Source organism: Streptomyces sp. NBC_01429, assembly GCF_036231945.1.
GTDB lineage: Bacteria > Actinomycetota > Actinomycetes > Streptomycetales > Streptomycetaceae > Streptomyces.
In genome coordinates this window covers 3541882-3558613 of record NZ_CP109599.1, presented here as the reverse complement: position 1 = coordinate 3558613, position 16732 = coordinate 3541882, and the positions used below count along the sequence as shown (strand labels likewise).

The 16732-nt window shown below is 71.4% G+C and carries 16 protein-coding genes; 9 read left to right on the top strand and 7 right to left on the bottom strand.

Translation table 11 applies throughout. The features are described 5' to 3' along the window. The first annotated feature begins 12 nt into the window (after nucleotides 1–12). Nucleotides 13–600 (top strand): hypothetical protein, encoded by a 588-nt coding sequence (locus tag OG627_RS15250; RefSeq protein WP_329065381.1) that lies wholly within the window; start codon nucleotides 13–15, stop codon nucleotides 598–600. Nucleotides 601–812: 212 nt separating this feature from the next. Continuing rightward, entirely contained in the window at nucleotides 813–1151 is a 339-nt protein-coding gene (locus OG627_RS15245) for a DUF2516 family protein (protein ID WP_329065379.1), read from the top strand. 122 nt (nucleotides 1152–1273) lie between these two features. On the opposite strand, the gene OG627_RS15240 is transcribed toward OG627_RS15245, so the two are convergent. The 3 genes from OG627_RS15240 to OG627_RS15230 all read right to left on the bottom strand — a co-directional run bounded on the left by OG627_RS15240 (nucleotide 1274) and on the right by OG627_RS15230 (nucleotide 5232). Further along, a complete protein-coding gene (locus tag OG627_RS15240) occupies nucleotides 1274–2638 on the bottom strand; it encodes a PP2C family protein-serine/threonine phosphatase (RefSeq protein WP_329065377.1) in 1365 nt (454 codons plus the stop codon). A gap of 321 nt (nucleotides 2639–2959) precedes the next feature. Beyond that, entirely contained in the window at nucleotides 2960–4129 is a 1170-nt protein-coding gene (locus tag OG627_RS15235; protein ID WP_329065375.1) for a C40 family peptidase, read from the bottom strand. Between the two features lie 320 nt (nucleotides 4130–4449). Beyond that, nucleotides 4450–5232 (bottom strand): class I SAM-dependent methyltransferase, encoded by a 783-nt coding sequence (locus tag OG627_RS15230; RefSeq protein ID WP_443073627.1) that lies wholly within the window; start codon nucleotides 5230–5232, stop codon nucleotides 4450–4452. A gap of 317 nt (nucleotides 5233–5549) precedes the next feature. Between OG627_RS15230 and mshA the strand changes: the two genes are divergently transcribed. From mshA to OG627_RS15215, 3 genes are all read left to right on the top strand, one after another. Next, entirely contained in the window at nucleotides 5550–6890 is a 1341-nt protein-coding gene (gene mshA / locus OG627_RS15225; RefSeq protein ID WP_329065373.1) for a D-inositol-3-phosphate glycosyltransferase, read from the top strand. Nucleotides 6891–6965: 75 nt separating this feature from the next. Then, nucleotides 6966–7469: a YbjN domain-containing protein gene (locus OG627_RS15220; protein ID WP_329065371.1), complete on the top strand. Its 504-nt coding sequence runs from the start codon at nucleotides 6966–6968 to the stop codon at nucleotides 7467–7469. 71 nt (nucleotides 7470–7540) lie between these two features. After that, a complete protein-coding gene (locus tag OG627_RS15215) occupies nucleotides 7541–9151 on the top strand; it encodes a N,N-dimethylformamidase beta subunit family domain-containing protein (protein WP_329065369.1) in 1611 nt (536 codons plus the stop codon). A gap of 9 nt (nucleotides 9152–9160) precedes the next feature. Here the strand turns inward: OG627_RS15215 and OG627_RS15210 are convergent, their stop codons facing one another. Then, nucleotides 9161–10510 (bottom strand): MDR family MFS transporter, encoded by a 1350-nt coding sequence (locus OG627_RS15210; protein ID WP_329065368.1) that lies wholly within the window; start codon nucleotides 10508–10510, stop codon nucleotides 9161–9163. A 197-nt stretch (nucleotides 10511–10707) separates the two neighbouring features. Between OG627_RS15210 and OG627_RS15205 the strand changes: the two genes are divergently transcribed. Beyond that, nucleotides 10708–11466, top strand: coding sequence for a phosphoglyceromutase (locus OG627_RS15205; protein WP_329065366.1), 759 nt, complete (start codon nucleotides 10708–10710; stop codon nucleotides 11464–11466). 135 nt (nucleotides 11467–11601) lie between these two features. Here the strand turns inward: OG627_RS15205 and OG627_RS15200 are convergent, their stop codons facing one another. After that, entirely contained in the window at nucleotides 11602–11751 is a 150-nt protein-coding gene (locus OG627_RS15200) for a hypothetical protein (protein WP_329065364.1), read from the bottom strand. A 126-nt stretch (nucleotides 11752–11877) separates the two neighbouring features. Beyond that, nucleotides 11878–12558 carry a phosphate signaling complex protein PhoU gene (gene phoU, locus OG627_RS15195; protein ID WP_329065362.1) on the bottom strand — a complete coding sequence of 227 codons (681 nt, stop codon included), beginning with the start codon at nucleotides 12556–12558 and terminating at the stop codon, nucleotides 11878–11880. A 195-nt stretch (nucleotides 12559–12753) separates the two neighbouring features. Between phoU and OG627_RS15190 the strand changes: the two genes are divergently transcribed. Together OG627_RS15190 and OG627_RS15185 are read left to right on the top strand one after the other, a co-directional pair. Further along, a complete protein-coding gene (locus OG627_RS15190) occupies nucleotides 12754–14037 on the top strand; it encodes a sensor histidine kinase (RefSeq protein WP_329065360.1) in 1284 nt (427 codons plus the stop codon). After that, complete coding sequence (locus OG627_RS15185; protein ID WP_030353388.1) at nucleotides 14034–14714, top strand: response regulator transcription factor; 681 nt, start codon at nucleotides 14034–14036, stop codon at nucleotides 14712–14714. The genes OG627_RS15190 and OG627_RS15185 overlap by 4 nt, the downstream gene beginning before the upstream one ends. Nucleotides 14715–14856: 142 nt before the next feature. Here OG627_RS15185 and OG627_RS15180 read toward each other — a convergent pair whose 3' ends face one another. Beyond that, on the bottom strand, nucleotides 14857–15498 hold the full coding sequence (locus OG627_RS15180; protein WP_329065358.1) for a DUF461 domain-containing protein: 642 nt from the start codon (nucleotides 15496–15498) through the stop codon (nucleotides 14857–14859). Between the two features lie 646 nt (nucleotides 15499–16144). Between OG627_RS15180 and OG627_RS15175 the strand changes: the two genes are divergently transcribed. Next, nucleotides 16145–16627: a CarD family transcriptional regulator gene (locus tag OG627_RS15175; RefSeq protein ID WP_003953493.1), complete on the top strand. Its 483-nt coding sequence runs from the start codon at nucleotides 16145–16147 to the stop codon at nucleotides 16625–16627. Nucleotides 16628–16732: the final 105 nt, after the last annotated feature.

Sequence of the window (16732 nt, the reverse complement as noted above, 5' to 3'; positions counted from 1 at the left end):
GAGGACACAGTCATGGCCATCACCGATGACCTGCGCAAGACCCTCACCGACCCGAGGCCCCTCTACTTCGCCGCCGGTACGGCCGAGCTGGCCGTCGAGCAGGCGAAGAAGGTGCCCGGGCTGATCGAGCAGTTGCGGGCCGAGGCGCCCGGACGGATCGAGGCGGTACGGAACTCCGACCCCAAGGCCGTGCAGGACAAGGTCAGCGGTCAGGCCAAGGAGGCCCAGGCGACCGTGCAGGCCAAGTTCACCGAGGTGATCGGCACGATCGACACCGACCTGAAGAAGCTCGGCGAGACCGCCCAGGATCTGGCGCTGCGCGGCGTGGGCGTGGCCGCCGAGTGCGCGGTCAGGGCCCGCGAGACGTACGAGAAGGTCGCCGAGCGCGGCGAGCAGACCGTACGGTCCTGGCGGGGCGAGGCGGCGGACGAGATCACCGAGATCGCCGTCGCCGTCGAGCCCGAGCCCGCCACGGCGCCCGCCCCCGCGCCGAAGGCCGACGCGGAGGTCAAGGCCGAGGCGGAGCCCAAGCCCGCCACCGCCAAGAAGGCCACCCCGCGCAAGCCCGCCGCGAAGAAGGCCGCCACCGAGACCGAGTAGGTCAGGTGGGCCGGGGTCGGTCCGGCAGGCCGAGCAAGGCCGAGCAAGGCCGAGCAACGCCGAACAGCGGTTCCCGGTCGCGGCTCTCCGTAGCCGTTCCTGCCCCGTGAGTGTTCGTAAGTGTTCACGCGGGCCGGGCACCTCCACGGTGTCCGGCCCGTTGTCCAGGTACCTTGGCTGTTCGGTCCGGACTATTCAGGAGGTGCTTCAGCATGTTGATGGCGGGATTCAGCTCGATCCTCGGCCTGCTCAGCCTGGCCATGGTCGTCCTGGCCATCGTCGCGCTCTTCTTCGCCGCGACGGCCCGGGAGGACGCGTACCGAGCGGCCGACAAGCAGACGAAGATGTTCTGGCTGATCATTCTCGGTCTCACGGTCGTCGTGGACCTGCTCATCCCGGGAATGATGTTCCTGCGGATCGCCGGCCTCGTCGCCACGATCGTCTTCATGGTCGACGTACGGCCCGCCATCAAGGCGGTCTCCGGCGGCGGACGTCCCAGCGGCGGCTCCAGCAGCGACGGCCCGTACGGCCCCTACAACGGCGGGCGCTGAGGCAGCGGACCGGTCCGCGGTCTTTTACGCGGCGCCGCAGCTCATGTGCCGCGGTCTCACGCCCCGCGGTCTCACGCCCCGCGCTCTCACGCCCCGCGGTTTTCTCACGCGCCGCCGCAGTGTCACGCGCCGCGGCCCAGCAGGAGCACCGCCACGTCGTCGGTCAGCTCCCCGCCGTTCAGCTCGCGCGCCCGTGCCACCGCCGCCTCCAGCAGGTCGTCGCCGCTCAGCCCGCTCGCCAGCTGGTCGTTGATCATCTCGACCATGCCCTCCTGGCCCAGCCGCTGCTTCGAGCCGACCCCGACCCTGCCCTCGATCAGCCCGTCCGTGTACATCATCAGGCTCCACACCCCGCCCAGCTCCACCTGCCTGCGCGGCCAGCGGGCGCGCGGCAGCAGCCCCAGGGCCGGGCCGCCCTCCTCGTACGGGAGCAGCTGCGCCGCCCGGCCCTTGCGCGTGACCAGCGGTGACGGGTGGCCCGCCAGGCAGAGGCCGGCCCGCCGCCCGTCGGGCGTGATGTCGACCGTGCAGAGCGTCGCGAAGATCTCCTCGCTCTCCCGCTCGTACTCCAGCACCTGCTGGAGCGTCGACAGGAGGCGGTCGCCGCACAGCCCCGCCAGCGTCAGCGCCCGCCACGCGATCCGCAGCTCCACGCCGAGCGCGGCCTCGTCCGGGCCGTGGCCGCAGACGTCGCCGATCATCGCGTGGACCGTACCGTCCGGCGTGCGGACCGTGTCGTAGAAGTCGCCGCCCAGCAGCGCCCTGGACCGCCCCGGCCGGTAGTGGGAAGCGAACCGCAGGTCCGAGCCCTGGAGCAGGGGAGTGGGCAGCAGGCCGCGCTCCAGCCGGGCGTTCTCCTGGGCGCGCAGCCGCGACTCGGTCAGCTGGCGCTGCGCGATGTCCGCGCGCTTGCGCTCGACGGCGTACCGGATGGCGCGGCTCAGCAGCCGCCCGTCCAGCTCGTCGCGGAAGAGATAGTCCTGCGCGCCGACCCGTACGGCCGCCGCCGCGCGCTCGGCGTCGCCCTCCGCCGCCAGCGCGAGTACGGCATGGCGGGGCGCGAGCCGCAGGACGTGCTTCAGCGGTGCCAGCCCGTCGCTCGCGTCCATCCCCGGAATGCCCGGCAGCGCCAGATCCACCAGGATGCAGTGGATGTCGTCCGTGAGCAGCCGTTCCGCCTCGATGAGGTTACGGGCGGTACGGATCCGCAGCCGCGTACCGCTGCCCTCCCGCTGGTCGGACTGGTCCGGCGGCTCGGGCGCGGTGAAGTCGCCCGCCGGGTCGTCCTCGATCACCAGGAGCGTGAGTTCGCCGCCCTTGGCGGGGGCCGCGGCGGTGCCCCTTTCGGGTGTCGGCCGGGTCCCGGATGACTGAGCCCCGGATGGCTGAGCCCCGGACGGCTGCGTCTCGGTCGGTCGCGTCTCGGCCGGTCGCCCGTCGGCCGCCGGTCCTGTGCGCTGCCGCGGTACGGGTACGGGTGCGGGCATCGGTCTGGGTTTCCTTCCCTCCCCCCGAGGGCACGGCGGGAGCGACGGTCGACGCCCCACCAGACGGGGACCATAGCGGTAGCCGCCGCCCCAGCGGAATGGTCTGCGGGCGAAGCGCCGCCGTCATATGCCGTATCCCGTCAGGCATCGCGCGCTATTCGGGCACCGGTGCCCATGACAAACATCACGTGCGTTGGTGCGGGTGCGGGTGCGGGTGCGGCACGGCGACGCGCCGTATGTCTGTGGCGTCGCTTCCATGTGCTTTTGGGTGGATTGCCGGCCGGTCGGAATGTCTGTCGTCCGGATCGCCTGCCGTCCCGGTTATCTGTCGGGGCGTACGACCCCGAGGATGACCATCGATCCCGCGCCCGCCAACGTCACATTCCGTCCCGGCCTCGGCGCGTGCACGATCTGGCCGTCACCGACGTACATACCGACATGGCTCGCGTCCGAGTGGTAAATGATCAGATCGCCCGGCCGCATGTTCTTGATGTCCACGCGCGGCAGCAGGCGCCACTGCTCCTGCGAGGTACGCGGTATGGGCCGGCCGGCCGCCAGCCACGCCTGCGAGGTCAGCCCGGAACAGTCGTACGAGTACGGTCCCGCCCCGCCCCAGACGTACGGCTTGCCTATCTGCGCCATCGCGAACTCGATGGCCTTCCCGCCCTGTTCGCTCGCGCCCCCGCCCACAGACCCGGCCGACCCGGCGGACCCGGCCGACCCGGACAGTGGGACGGCCCCCGAGTCCAGCCATGCCGTCTGGGCCCGCTGAGCCGCCGCGCGATCCAGCGCCGCGAGCCGCTTGCGGTCCTTCTCGGCGAGGCTCGCTTCGAGCTTCTTCGCGGCGGAGATCCGCTTCTTGATCTCCTTCTTCGCCTTCTCCTTCTTCGCCCTGGCGGCCTTGAGCTGCTGCCAGTGCGTGCTGGAGTCGGCGGCGTACGTCTTCAAGTCCTCCTGCTGCCGGGTCAGTTCGAGGAGGAGATCGCTGGTGGCCTTCTGGCCCTGCTTGATCCGTCCCATGCCGTCGAGGAACAGCTGGGGGTCGCCGGTGAGTATCAGCCGGGCGTCGGGCGGCAGTCCGGCGTCCCGGTACTGGGCGCGGGCGGCGGCGCCCGCGCTTGCCTTGAGGGCGTCGATGCGCCGCTGGATGCCGACCAGGTCCCCGGCCAGATCGACGACCTCGGCGGACTGCTTCTTCACCAGCTCGTCGGCGAGGTTGTAGGCGTCGGTCGCCGAGGCGGCCTTCTGGTACAGCTCCTCGATCTCCTCGCGTACGTCTTCGAGGGACTTCGTGCCGGACTTCGTACCGGAGGGTGACGGGGCAGACATCCCCGGCGGCAGCTCGACCGGCGGCGGGGCCACGGGCGAAGGGGAGCCGACGGGCGCGGGCGGGGGCGCGGCGTATGCCCGGAGCGTCAGGTCCGGCGATGCCAGTACGGCCAGCGCGCAGGCCAGGCTGGTCGCGGCAGCGGCACAGCGACGTCGGTTCACAGACTCCCCCTCCGGACCAAGCCCCGCCTCGCGCACCAGGGCTTCAACTGACTCACTGTCAGTAACGCGTTCCCCTGTGGTGATCGTGCCATGTTCCTGTTCAAAGAGACAGAGCCGAGGAGGCAGAGGCAACGAGGCGGGGTCGGCGGAGGCAACGAGACAGGGTCGGCGGAGGCAGGGGCGCGGAGTCAAAGGGGCAGCTTCGACAGGGCAGATGGGGAAAGAGCGGCGCGGGTTGCCTCTCATGGCACGTCGGGGTCGCGTCGGGGCTGCGTCCGGGGCTCCGCCGTCCGGGGCTGTGTCCGGGACTCCGCCCCGGGTCAGGAACCGGGCGCCAGCGCCGCCCAGTTCACCGTCACCTCGCCCTGCCGCCACCGCCGCGCGTCGTCCGTCAGCGGCCAGTCGGCGGACAGGTCCCGTACGGCCCGGATCCAGCGCTGCCGCGCGCCCAGCGACGCGTACGGAGCCGCAGCGGCCCACGCCCGGTCGAAGTCGCGCAGGAACGCGTGGACCGGTTCGCCCGGCACGTTGCGGTGGATCAGCGCCTTGGGCAGCCGTTCCGCCAGGTCGGAGGGGCGGCCGAGCGAGCCGAGCCGGGTCGCGAACGTGACCGTACGCGGCCCCTCCGGACCGAGCGCCACCCACACATGGCGCCGGCCGATCTCGTCGCAGGTGCCCTCCACCAGCAGCCCGCCCGGCGCGAGCCGCGCGCACAGCCGGGTCCAGACGGCGGCGACCTCGTCCTCGTCGTACTGCCGCAGCACGTTCGCCGCCCGGATCAGCACCGGGCGCCGGCCGTCGGGCAGCGGGACCTCGAAGCCGCCGTGCCGGAAACGGAGCCCGTCCCTCTCGTACGGCAGCGCGGCGGCGACCCTGGCGGGTTCGATCTCGACGCCGACGACCTCCGTACGCGGCTCGGCCGCCCGCAGCCGCCGCAGCAGTTCGACGGCGGTCCAGGGGGCGGCCCCGTACCCGAGATCCACCACCACGGGGTCGGCGGCGCGGCGCAGCGCGGGGCCGTGGACGGCGGCGATCCAGCGGTCCATGCGGCGCAGCCGGTTCTGGTGGGTGGTGCCACGGGTCACCGCGCCGACCGGACGCACCGCACGCGCCGCGCGCTCCGGGGCCCGCGCCGCGCGCTCCGGGGCAGCCGAGCGGGGAGGGCGGGACGGGGACACCATGGAAGCGAGCCTAGCGACCGGGCCCCGACGACCGGGCGGAGGGCGTCGGCACCGGAGGCGTCGGGTACCGGCTGCCCGGGGTGATGGTTGAGGCACCAAGGGTAACGATTTGGCAAAGCGGAAATGAAGGGGTGCGTTCCGCTGTTCACGCCCTTCGGAGAGGGCGTGACAACCCTCCCGTCGTCGTGCTCCCGGATCAGTCGGTCTGCTCCCGGGTCCCCAGCGAGAGGACAGCGGACGTGAGCCAGTACGTGTCCCGCATCGCCGGCACGTTCGTGGGGCCGCCCCGTCTCCGGCGCCCCGGCCAGCACCGCAAGCCGCGCCGCATCGCCATGCTCAGCGTCCACACCTCCCCGCTGCACCAGCCGGGGACGGGCGACGCGGGCGGCATGAACGTCTACATCGTCGAACTGGCGAAACGTCTCGCCGCCATCGACATCGAGGTGGAGATCTTCACCCGGGCCACCACCGGCGGCCTGGCCCCCGTGGTGGACCTGGCCCCCGGAGTGCTCGTACGGCATGTCGACGCCGGGCCCTACGAGGGCCTGAACAAGGAGGAGCTGCCCGCGCAGCTGTGCGCCTTCACCCACGGGGTGATGCAGGCGTGGGCCGGCCAGCGCCCCGACTACTACGACCTGGTCCACTCCCACTACTGGCTCTCCGGCCACGTCGGCTGGCTCGCCTCCGAGCGGTGGGGCGTCCCGCTCGTGCACGCCATGCACACGATGGCCAAGGTCAAGAACGCCGCGCTGGCGACGGACGACAAGCCCGAGCCCGCGGCCCGGGTCATCGGCGAGACCCAGATCGTGCGCGCCGCCGACCGGCTGATCGCCAACACGGCGGAGGAGGCCGACGAACTCGTCCGCTTCTACGACGCCGACCCCGCGAAGCCCGCCGTCGTCCACCCCGGGGTGAACCTGGAGTGTTTCCGGCCCGGTGACGGCCGGGCCGCCGCCCGCGCCCGGCTGGGGCTGCCGCAGGACGCCTTCGTCCCCCTCTTCGCGGGCCGGATCCAGCCGCTGAAGGCGCCCGACATCCTGCTGCGCGCCGTGGCCGTACTCCTCGAAGAGGACCCCTCGCTGCGGACGAAGCTGGTCGTGCCGGTCGTCGGCGGGCCGAGCGGCAGCGGTCTCGCGAAACCGGAGGGGCTCCAGAAGCTGGCGGCGCGCCTCGGGATCGCGGATGTCGTACGGTTCCGGCCGCCGGTCGGCCAGGAGCTGCTGGCCGACTGGTTCCGGGCGGCCTCCGTGCTGGTGATGCCGTCGTACAGCGAGTCCTTCGGGCTGGTCGCCATAGAGGCCCAGGCGGCGGGCACCCCGGTGGTCGCGGCGGCGGTGGGCGGGCTGCCGGTGGCGGTGCGGGACGGGGTGACGGGCTTCCTCGTACCCGGCCACGAACCGGCGGCGTACGCGCGGGCGCTGCGCGGCTTCATCGACAACCCGGAGCTGGTCGACCGGATGGGCGCGGCGGCCTCGCACCACGCGCACGGCTTCGGCTGGGCGACGGCGGCGGCGGCCACGGCGGACGTCTACCAGGCGGCGCTGTACGACCACCGGCGCCGCGGCCGTACGACGCGCTGAACGGGCGGGGGAGGCGGGACGGCGGCGGCACCCGCCCTGCCGTACGCTCGCGCCGCCCTGCCGTACGCTCGCACCATGGCTGACGTCGACGTCGTACAGCGGACCGCGCGGATCATCGAGGAGACGCTGAAGAGCGCCGAACTGGCGTGGGAGAGCCCCGAGCCCGGCGCGTACGTGGTCACCCTCCCCGGCATCCGCAAGCTCGCCACGACCTGCTCCCTGCGCGTCGGCCGGCACGCGCTCTCCCTCAACGCCTTCGTCATCCGCCACCCCGACGAGAACGCCGAGGGCGTGCACCGCTGGCTGCTGGAGCGCAACCTCAAGCTGTACGGGGTGGGTTACGCGGTCGACCGGCTCGGCGACATCTATCTCACCGGCAAGCTCCCGCTGACGGCCGTCACGGAGGACGAGATCGACCGGCTGCTGGGATCGGTGCTCGAAGCGGCGGACGGTTCCTTCAACACGCTGCTGGAGCTGGGGTTCGCGAGCGCGATCCGCAAGGAGTACGCGTGGCGGGTGTCGCGCGGCGAGTCCACCCGGAACCTGGACGCGTTCGCGCACCTGACGCGCCCGGCGTAGGGCGCCCCGGCCGAGGCGGCACCGGCCGCGCACGACATGCGCGCGCACCGGCCCCGGGCGAGGATGCGGGCATGAACAGCGCGGACCCGAGCGGCCGGCACGGCCGGCACGGACCGGGCGGCCTCGACCGGCGGCACTTCCTCGGAGTGGCCGCCGCCGGGGCCGCCGGTATCGCGGTGGGTACGGTGGCCGGCTGCGACACGGCGGGCGAGGACCCCGCCGCCGCGCACCCCGACCGTACGGACGCCACCGCCACAGCCCCCCGGTCGTCCGGCGCTTCCGACGCCGAGGAACGGGCCCGGCCCGGCAGCCCCGACTGGCGCATCCGCTCGAAGGGCCCGCCCGACGCGGTCCTCGGCTACACCGACCGGGTCAGCGTCCTGCCGGGCGAGGAGTTCGGGCTGTACGTGTCGACCACCGCGCCCGGCTTCCGCGTCTCGGCCTACCGCGTCGGCTGGTACGGCGGCGCGCAGGCCCGGCTGGTGTGGCGGTCGGGCCGGATACGGGGCCGGGCCCAGCGCGGCCCGAGCCTTGAGCGGGCCACCCGGACGGTTCGGGCCGGGTGGCGGCGCACCATGGCCGTGGACACCGACGGCTGGCCCGAGGGCGCGTATCTGCTCCGGCTGGACGCGGAGAACGGGCACCAGCGCTACGTCCCGCTCATCGTCCGCTCGGCGAGCGGCGCGGGCAGGACCGTGCTGACGCACGCGCCCGCGACCTGGCAGGCGTACAACCTGTGGGGCGGTCGCAGCCTCTACGAGGGCCGGGGCGGGGCGTACGCGACCCGTTCGCTGGCCGTCGGCTTCGACCGGCCCTACGACAAGAACGGCGCCGAGAAGTTCCTGGTCTACGAACGGGCGGCGGTGGTCCTCGCCGACCGGCTCGGTATCCCGCTCGCGTACACCACGGGCATCGACGTCCACCGCGGCCCCGAGGTGCTGCGCGGCGCGGCGGCGGCGGTGTCGCTCGGCCACGACGAGTACTGGACGCCGGAGCAGCGGCGGCACTTCACCGAGGCGCGCGACGCGGGTACGAATCTGGCGTTCCTCGGCGCCAACACCTGCTTCCGCCGGGTCAGACTGGAGGGCGGTGACGGGCCCGTCCGCACGGTGGTCTGCTACAAGACGGACTACGCGCTGGACCCGTACCTCGCCGGGCACAGCTCCACGGCGACCACTGACTTCCGCCAACCGCCCGCCGCCGACCCGGAGTCGTCCCTGACCGGCGTCCTCTACGAGGGCTTCCCGGTGGACGCCCCCTACGTCGTGCACCGACCCGACCACTGGGTCTTCGCCGGCGCCGGGGCGCGCCGGGGCGCGTCCTTCGCCCATCTGGTCGGAGTGGAGTACGACCGGGTCACCCCGGACGCGCCGACGCCGTCGCCGCTGGAGATCGTCGCCCATTCCCCGCTGGTGTGCGCCGGCCGCAGGAGCCATGCCGACTCCGCGTACTACACGACGCCCGGCGGAGCGGGGGTCTTCTCGTGCGGAACGATGCGCTGGGTGGAGGCGCTCATGGCGGGCACCCGCGACAACGGCCGCAACCACGGCCTGGACACCCGCACCGGCGCCTTCGTCACCCGGACCACCGAGAACGTCCTGCGCGCCTTCGCCCAGGGCCCGGCGGCACGGCACAGACCGGCACCGAGGGACAACGTGCGGGAGGTGTACGGGCGGAGCTGACGCCTCCGCTCACGCGGGCGGCGCCGTCCGCGCCGCACTAGGAACCTCCGCCGTCCCTGGAACCTCCCCCGGAACCGGAACCGGAACCTCCGCCGCCCCCGGAACCGGACTCCCCGCGAGCGGCGCCTCCTCCTCATCCTCCTCCGAAAGCCCCCGCATCAGCAGCCAGTACCCCAGCGCCGCCGCCGTCCCCAGCACCGCGCACGCGCCCCACAGCCAGTCCGCGCCGTAGTGGTCGATGACGAAGCCCGACATCAGCGGGGCGACCAGGGCCGCCACCGACCAGGACATCGTGTACATGCCCTGGTAGCGGCCCCGGCCGTGCACCGGGGAGAGACGTACGACCAGCCCTGTCTGGGTGGGGGCGTTGACGATCTCGGCCAGGGTCCAGACGCAGACGGTCAGCGCGTATACGGCGATCGACCCGGCGAAGATCGTCAGCCCGAAGCCGTACCCCGCGAACAGCGAGGAGACGATCAGCAGCCGGCGCGGGTCGCGGTGCTGGATGAGGCGGGTGACCGGGATCTGCATGACCACGATCAGTACGCCGTTGACGGCGATGGCCAGACCGTAGTCGGCGCTGGTGAACCCGTCCGCGCCCATCGCCACCGGCAGTCCCATGTACCCCTGCTGGAAGATCAGCGCGACGACGAAGGACAGCCCGACGACGCTCATGAAGCGGCCGTCGCGCACGACCGTGCCCATCCCGATCGCCGCCTCCGCCGGCTTGCCCGCCGTGACCGGCGCCCGCTCCGGCCGGGACTCCGGCAGCTTCAGGAAGACCAGGACCGCGCAGGCCAGCGTCATGACGGCCTCGCCGAGGAAGCCCGCCAGATAGCTGTACTGCGCGAGGAAACCCGCGCCCGCCGACGACACCGCGAAGCCCAGGTTGATCGCCCAGTAGTTGAGCGAGAAGGCCCGCACCCGGTCCTCCGGCTTCACGATGTCGGCCATCATCGCCTGCACGGCGGGCCGCGACGCGCTGGACGCCATCCCCACCAGGAACGCCACCGCCGCGATCGCCACCGGCTCCCGCATGAAGCCCAGCAGCGCGACCGAAGCGGCCGTCGAGGACTGCGCGATCAGCAGCGTGGGCCGCCGCCCGAGCCGGTCCGTCAGCACCCCCGCGCCCAGCGACGAGATCACCCCGCCGAGCCCGTGGAGCGAGGCCACCAGCCCGGCGTACGAGGCGGAGTAGCCCTGGTCGAGGGTGAGGTAGAGCGCCATGAAGGTGGCGACGAACGCCCCGAGCCGGTTGACGAGCGTGCTGACCCACAGCCACCAGAACGCCCGGGGCAGCCCCGACACGCTCTCCCGCACCGCACGCCTCGCGACGAGGACGGACGAGCCGACCGACATAGGCGAATCCCCCTGGAACGGACAGCGCGCGGCTGCGGTGAGTGGCCGGATGGCTGCTCGAAAGCTACGTACGGGCGACCGGCCGCCGCTACTCAATTGACGGCGGCGGTCAAGGGTCCGGGCGGGCGGAGAGCAGGCCGGACGGGAAGACGGACGGGCCCGCGGGCCCCTTGGGCGCTTCCATTAGGCTCGGGGCCATGGCCGACGCACCGTACAAGCTGATCCTCCTCCGCCACGGCGAGAGCGAATGGAACGCGAAGAACCTGTTCACCGGCTGGGTGGACGTCAACCTCACGGACAAGGGCGAGAAGGAGGCAGTACGCGGCGGTGAGCTGCTCAAGGACGCCGGTCTGCTGCCCGACGTCCTCCACACCTCCCTCCAGAAGCGCGCCATCCGCACGGCGCAGCTCGCGCTGGAGTCCGCCGACCGCCACTGGATCCCCGTCCAGCGCTCCTGGCGCCTGAACGAGCGTCACTACGGCGCGCTCCAGGGCAAGGACAAGGCCCAGACGCTCGCGGAGTTCGGCGAGGAGCAGTTCATGCTCTGGCGCCGTTCCTACGACACCCCGCCGCCCGCGCTGGAGGACGGCACCGAGTTCTCGCAGAGCGACGACCCGCGCTACGCCGCGATCCCGAGCGACATCCGCCCGAGGACCGAGTGCCTCAAGGACGTCGTCGACCGCATGCTGCCGTACTGGTACGACTCGATCGTCCCGGACCTGCTCGCCGGCCGTACGGTCCTGATCGCCGCCCACGGCAACAGCCTGCGCGCGCTGGTCAAGCACCTCGACGGGATCTCCGACGCGGACATCGCCGGTCTGAACATCCCGACCGGCATCCCGCTCGTCTACGAGCTCGACGCCGACTTCCGCCCGGTCACGCCCGGCGGCACCTACCTGGACGCGGACGCGGCGGCCGCCGCCATCGAGGCCGTGAAGAACCAGGGCAAGAAGTAGCCGATCGCCCAAGGGCCTCGTCCGCGGGAACACGAACGTTCCCGCGGACGAGGCCCTTCGCATACGCGTACGTCGCATCGACGTGCGTTCCTGACGCGCCGACGCCGGCGCCCGCCGCTCGCGCCCGGAGTGCGGCTAGCCGCAGCCGCCGCCGCACTGGCAGGAGCCGCCGGACTGGCAGCCGCAGCCGCAGCCCGAGCCGCAGCCGCAGGCGCCGAGGACGGGCAGGTGCACCGGGGAGCCGGGGGTGTCCTGCCGGGGGTCGGTCGTGGGGGAATCGGCCATGGGATGATCCTCCTCAAAGGCGTGCACGGATGTCGCCTCTGCCCATTGCATGCCCACCCGGCCGGGCGCATCAACGGCGCATACGCGCAGGCACCGCCGTACGCCCCCGGCGCCCGATCCCCGTCGCTACGCGCCCTCGACCGGCGTTTCCGCCTGCTGGATCTCGTCCGCGTGCTCGCCCGTCACCAGATAGACGACCCGCTTGGCGACCGACACCGCGTGGTCAGCGAACCGCTCGTAGTAGCGGCCCAGCAGCGTCACGTCCACGGCCGTCTCGATGCCGTGCTTCCAGCGGTCGTCCATCAGGTGCTGGAAGAGCGTGCGGTGCAGCAGGTCCATCTCGTCGTCGTCCTGCTCCAGCTGGAGCGCCAGCTCGACGTCCTTGGTGATGATGACCTCGGCGGCCTTCGCCATCAGACGCTGCGCCAGCTGGCCCATCTCCAGCAGCGTCGTGTGCAGGTCGTGCGGCACGGGCGAGTGCGGGAAGCGGAGCCTGGCCTGCTTGGCGACGTGCTGGGCGAGGTCGCCCGCGCGCTCCAGGTCGGCGCTCATCCGCAGCGACGTGACCACGATCCGCAGATCCGTCGCCACCGGCTGCTGGCGGGCCAGCAGGGCGATCGCCCTGGCCTCCAGGTCGTGCTGGAGGTCATCGACCTTCTGGTCACCGGCGATCACGGTCTCGGCCAGCTTCAGGTCGGCGTCGAGCATGGCCGTGGTGGCGCGGCCGATGGCGGAACCGACCAGCCGGGCCATCTCGACCAGGTCCTCGCCTATCGAGTCCAGTTCCTCGTGGTACGCGTCCCGCATGGGATTTACCCTCTCTTGTCACTTTCCTGCCAGGGGGCCGGGAGCCCCACGCTCTCACGTTGGGCCCGTCACAAGTCCGGATGCTCCACCCCAAGTGAACCGGCACTTTCTCCTCGGTGAACTCTGGGCGACGAGTGTTCGAGGAGGTACCCGGATGGCTGGGAGAGTGTCGGTGGACGCGCATAACCTGGACACATGGACGTGAACGCGGCGGTCGCCGCATTGGCAGCGATCGCCGGGGTGTGCACCGGCGTGATCGCCATGCTGGCGTTTCGCTGGAGCGAACGCGACCAGGCGAGGCCCACCCGCACCTCGCTGCACACGGATGCCGTACTGCCCCCCGGCGTGGACACCGTGCTGTCGGTGCTCCGCTCCTCCGCGGTCGTCCTCGACGAGAGCGACTCCGTGGTCAAGGCCAGCTCGGCGGCGTACGCCCTGGGCCTGGTCAGGGGCGGGAAGCTGGCCGTGGAGGCGATGCTCCACATGGCCCGCGACACCCGCAGGGACGGCGAGATACGGCAGGTGGAGCTGGATCTGCCCCGGCGCGGTACGGGCAGGGGCGAGGCCCTCGCCGTCTCGGCCCGGGTCGCCCCGCTCGGCTCCCGCCTGGTCCTGCTCCTGGTCGAGGACCTCACGGAGGCCCGCCGTATCGAAGCGGTACGGCGGGATTTCGTGGCCAATGTCAGCCATGAGCTGAAGACCCCCACCGGGGCGCTCTCCCTGCTCTCCGAGGCGGTCATGGACGCCTCGGACGACCCCGAGGCGGTCACCCGCTTCGCCGGCCGGATGCAGATCGAGGCGACCCGGCTGACCAACCTCGTACAGGAGCTGATCGACCTCTCCCGGGTGCAGAACGACGACCCGCTGGAGGACTCCGAGTCCGTCCGGGTGGACGAGCTGGTCGCCGAGGCCATCGACCGCTCCCGGCAGCCCGCGTCCACCAAACAGATCAACATGGCCTCCGGCGGCACCCCCGGCCTCCACGTATGGGGCAACCGCAGCCAGCTCGCCGGAGCCCTCGGCAATCTCGTCGAGAACGCCGTCAACTACTCCCCGGCCCGTACGCGCGTGGGTATCGCCGTACACCGTGTCTCCGCCTCCGGCGGGGACCTGATCGAGATAGCCGTGACCGACCAGGGCATAGGTATCTCGGAGAAGGACCGCGAGCGGATCTTCGAACGGTTCTACCGGGTGGACCCGGCCCGCTCCCGGGCCACCGGTGGTACGGGGCTGGGCCTCGCCATCGTCAAGCACGTGGCCGCCTCGCACGGCGGGGAGGTCACCGTATGGAGTTCTGAGGGCCAGGGCTCCACCTTCACCCTGCGGCTGCCCGAAGCGGGCGCCGCACGGGAGCGCACAGCCACCGGCCAGGACGAAGACGACCGCGGCCCCGACCCCGACGCCGATCCCGATCCGACAGACCCCAGCCTTCGGCTGGCTCCCCCGACTGTGATTCCTGCCCCGGAGGTCCTTCCGTGACCAGAGTGCTTGTCGTCGAGGATGAGGAATCCTTCAGCGACGCCCTGTCCTACATGCTCCGCAAGGAAGGCTTCGAGGTCGCCATCGCGACCACCGGGCCCGCGGGGCTCGACGAGTTCGAACGCAATGGCGCCGATCTCGTCCTGCTCGACCTGATGCTGCCCGGCCTGCCGGGCACCGAGGTCTGCCGCCAGCTGCGCGGCAAGTCCAATGTCCCGGTGATCATGGTGACCGCCAAGGACAGCGAGATCGACAAGGTCGTCGGCCTGGAGATAGGGGCCGACGACTATGTGACGAAGCCCTTCTCCTCGCGTGAGCTGGTCGCGCGGATCCGCGCGGTCCTGCGCCGCAGGGGCGAGCCGGAGGAGGTCACGCCCGCCGCCCTGGAGGCCGGTCCGGTCCGGATGGACGTGGACCGCCATGTCGTCACGGTCTCCGGCGGCAAGGTCGATCTGCCCCTGAAGGAGTTCGACCTGCTGGAGATGCTCCTGCGCAACGCGGGCCGGGTGCTGACCCGGATGCAGCTGATCGACCGCGTCTGGGGCGCGGACTACGTGGGGGACACCAAGACCCTCGACGTCCACGTCAAGCGCCTGCGCGCCAAGATCGAACCGGACCCGGGCGCGCCGAGGTATCTGGTGACGGTGCGGGGCCTGGGCTACAAGTTCGAGCCGTAAACCGCTGCTGGGACCCGGTCGCAAGCCGAGCCGTAGCCGTACGGACCGAGGAGCCGTACGGAGTGAGCCGCAGAGACGCAGCGCAGGGCGGGAACCGGTTTCGGGTTCCCGCCCCAGAAGCGTGCGTGCGTATGCGCGGGTGTCAGTGGGCCGTGTCGCCCGCGGTGTCGCCCGACTCGGACGGGCTGCCGACCGCGTCACCGGCCGCGGGGTCCGACGAGTTGTCCGCCGCGCCGGGCTTCGCCGAGGTGCTGGGGGAGGCGGACGGCAGGGTGCTCGGGCCGACGTCCTTGAAGTAGCTGTCCGACGGGAAGACCAGGGCCCGCAGGCCGACCTCGCCCGTCTCGCTGAACGAGAACACGACCTGCTGCGCGTCGCCGTCCTTCGCCGCCTCGCGGCCCTTGTCGATCACGGCGGAGGCGTTCCCCTGGCCGCCGAGCTGGACCGAGCCGAGCGACGGGATCTCGATGGGCCCCGATCCCTTGGCGGGCACGAGCTTCACCGTGGCGGTGGTGCCCGGCAGCTTGACCGAGTCGAGGGTCTGCGCGGTCTTGCCGTTGTTGAAGACGGTGCCGGTGAGGACGGCCGGACCCTGGGAAGCGGCCTGCGGCTGGGTGACCACCGTCGCGTTCTGGATGGTGATGTCGCCAACGGAAGTGGCGGCGCTGTCCGGCTTGACGCCGAGCGTCTGCGCGTTGTTGCCGGCGCCGCACGCGGTGAGCGAGGCAAGCGAGAACACGAGGGCAGAAGCGGCGAGGGCGCCGCGTCGAAGGCTGCGGCTCACGGCGGCGGCAACTCCTAGGACGTACGGACGGAGGGGCTCAGGACACGCTGCGAACCTCGGAACGGACTTAAAGGTGCCGTCAGCGGCCTTCAGGTTACCGAGCCGCCCCCGCCGTCCCGCACCCGACCCGCCCCCTGGCCCCGTTCACCCGCCGTTCCCGCGCGTGATCACATACGGCGGGCTCCCCTACCGGCTCCCGTACCGCCTCCGTCCTGCTCCGTTTCACAAGCCGGTTACATAAAGCCGGTGATCAATTCCGTCGGCCGTCGTGGATTCCTTACGAATACCGTGGCGGGTGCCCGTAGTGATCAAATTCGGAATCCCTCACACTTCTGCTGTACTTCCGTCACCCTGCCGTTCGTACGAGTGAGCTACATCCGAACGGAGTACGGGATCTTCGGGGCCCAGAAACCGGCAAATCGGGACGTTCACCCTCTCTGGAGGGGTTCTCGTGCTCCGTAACGCGCGCGTTTCTCTGCCCCCGCGTAGTGGCTCCGACCTGCGAATACCTCGTTCCGGAAGCCGCTCGAAGCACGTTCCCGGCTCTGTTGTCAAGCCCCGAGATGCGGCCTGACCTGCGAAAACGCCATTCAGAAGCGGTCATTCTCGTGTTATCCTGGATAGCCACGGAAGGGGTACCTGTCACATGACGTTCAAGGTTGGCGACACCGTGGTCTATCCCCATCACGGGGCCGCGCTGATCGAGGCCATCGAAACTCGCCAGATCAAAGGCGTGGACAAGACCTACTTGGTGCTCAAGGTCGCCCAGGGCGACTTGACGGTGCGTGTACCGGCGGACAATGCGGAGTTCGTCGGCGTGCGCGATGTGGTTGGTCAGGACGGACTCGACCGGGTCTTCGAGGTGCTCAGGGCGCCGTACGCCGAAGAGCCGACGAACTGGTCCCGTCGCTACAAGGCAAATCTCGAAAAGCTCGCCTCCGGCGACGTCATCAAGGTCGCTGAAGTGGTGCGTGACCTCTGGCGCCGGGAGCGCGAGCGCGGACTCTCCGCAGGTGAGAAGCGCATGCTCGCCAAGGCGCGGCAGATTCTTGTCAGCGAGCTGGCTCTCGCGGAGAACACGAATGAAGACAAGGCCGAGGCTCTGCTCGACGAGGTCCTCGCGTCCTGAATCATGACCGCTGCCCCTCCAGCAGCGCGTAGGTCGCAGTGCAGCAGCAAAGCGCAGTGCAGCAGTGAATGCCGCGGTGCCCGCTGACCAGCTACCAGGAAAGAG